Here is a 2172-nt window from a genome sequence, read left to right on the forward strand (position 1 = left end):
TATTTTGATTGCTCTTGTAATTAGCATTTCCGATATTTCGTCGTCGTCGGCAATTAATATTTTCAAGCTTTTAACATGATTCTCAGTTTCATCAGCCGGAACAATATTTTCAACAACTACTTTTTCCTCAGGGTCCTTGTTATATGGAATGGTAAAATAAAATATTGAGCCTTTCCCCTCTTCGCTTTCTACCCGGATTTCGCCACCTAACATTTCCACATAAGCTTTCGAAATGGATAATCCCAATCCGGCTCCCTGAAAAGCTCTTTTATCGCCACTGTCGGCCTGGATAAAACGGTTAAAAACAGCTTTTTGCATGTCTTTAGGAATGCCAATGCCAGTATCTTTTACAAAAAATTCAAGGTATTTGCCTTTTTTCTCATATCCCAATCTGATTGAACCTTTATCGCTGTATTTAATAGCATTTTTGACAAGGTTAGTGAGGATGGCATAGAATTTTTCGCGGTCTGTTTTAATTGTGGCCTGCTGTGCCGATAATGAGTTTTTTAAGAAAATCTTTATCCCTTTTTGTTCTGCCTCCGGCTTGAAGAAGGTGAATATGTATTCGGTCTGCTCGTTTATATTAGTTTCAGAAATACAAATTTCCATTTGTCCCGATTCTAGTTTTGAGATACTAATGATATCGTTAACTATATTGAGCATGCGAACACCACTTTTCTCTATAATGCTAATATACTTTTGCTGTTCTTCTGCTGTCAGCTTCGGGTTTTTCATAAGTTCGGTAAAACCCAGAATACCATTCATGGGAGTCCGTATTTCGTGGCTCATGTTGGCAAGAAAAGCTGTTTTCAAACGGTTACTCTCTTCGGCGTGTTCTTTTGCCATAATTAATTCTGCAACTCGCTTTTCTTTCTCCTCGTTTTGAAACAGAAACTCTTTGCTATCCATTCCGTATTTTATTTTGTAGATCTGTCTTGCTTGTTCGGCCAATATTCCTTTGGCGTTCTTCTTTAAAGCATTGCTTACAGTAACTCTATGGCATCCAAGTATTTTTGCTATTTCATTTATATAACCATGAGGAGGAGGTACAACTCTTGATATATTTGTTATATTTGTTGACATGTTACATATGTTAGTTATATGCAATATAGAGTATTGTTCTGTAATTGCAAAAAATATTAGAGCTAATTTCTGTAATACTTTTTAAAATATTTGCATATGTCTGTAAAAGAACGAATTAAGGTTTTCTTGGAATATAAAAAAATGAGCCAGGCTGCTTTCGAAAAACAGTGTGGCCTGTCAAATGGGTATGTGAACAATATTAGAAGGTCTATCAGCGATAATATATTACAGAAGGTCGTTCTAACATTTCCGGAGTTGAATCCAGTGTGGTTAAGAATGGGGGAGGGAAAGATGTTGTTGAAAGAAGAAGAGATTGTCCCGCACAAAAATGATCAGCCGAGAATTTTGACCGATATGGCTATAGAATATATGACTCTTCCTGTTGATATTTTCAAACTTATTCAAACCCAGGCAGAGACAATTCTTTCTCAACAGAGAGTGATTGAAGGGGAACTTACTGCCCGCAAGGATACAAGAAATGCTTAACCAGTGAGCATAATTGTAATTAGAGAAAGAAATTATTGATAGGCAGGAAGCTAAGACGGATGGTAAATGGACAATCAAATACAATTTTTTTTGCATATTAATTATTCCTCTATATCTTTGTCATCCCTTTTAAGAAAGGGCCGTTCTTATTTTTCGGGGTGTGGCGCAGTTGGCTAGCGCACCTGCTTTGGGAGCAGGGGGTCCTCCGTTCGAGTCGGAGTACCCCGACAAAATGGGATTCTTCCCAAAACAAAAGCCTGCAAATTATATGATTTGCAGGCTTTCTCATTTTTTTCACATGTTTTATTTATTAAACAAACTTTCGAATATTAATCTTCTGCAAAATATACATACTTTTGCATCCAAAAGCTAAAAAATATGATACACAGGCTACTTCATTTCAAGCATGAGATAATTTTGTTCGTCGTTACAGGCTTGATTTTGTTCTCCGGCTTGAACAAAATCGAAGTAAATATCATGGAAGCCCGTAACTTCATATCTGCCCGTGAAATGGTGCAGAATAACGAATATTTACTTACCACTCTTAATGGTGAACCTCGTTACCAAAAACCCCCCTTACCCACCTGGCTTACGGCTGCTTCG

At 37.1% G+C, this 2172-nt stretch carries 2 protein-coding genes and 1 tRNA gene; 2 read left to right on the top strand and 1 reads right to left on the bottom strand.

Annotation, left to right across the window (positions count from 1 at the left end):
- Positions 1-1083, bottom strand: a 1083-nt coding sequence (locus ABFC98_00990) for an ATP-binding protein (GenBank protein ID MEN6444602.1), incomplete at its 3' end; no start/stop codon positions are given.
- Between the two features lie 96 nt (positions 1084-1179).
- Between ABFC98_00990 and ABFC98_00995 the strand changes: the two genes are divergently transcribed.
- Positions 1180-1569: a helix-turn-helix transcriptional regulator gene (locus tag ABFC98_00995; protein MEN6444603.1), complete on the top strand. Its 390-nt coding sequence runs from the start codon at positions 1180-1182 to the stop codon at positions 1567-1569.
- 154 nt (positions 1570-1723) lie between these two features.
- A tRNA-Pro gene (locus ABFC98_01000) sits at positions 1724-1797 on the top strand.
- Positions 1798-2172: the final 375 nt, after the last annotated feature.

Origin of the sequence: Candidatus Cloacimonas sp. (assembly GCA_039680785.1) — a bacterium.
In the GTDB taxonomy this organism is placed as follows: Bacteria; Cloacimonadota; Cloacimonadia; order Cloacimonadales; family Cloacimonadaceae; genus Cloacimonas.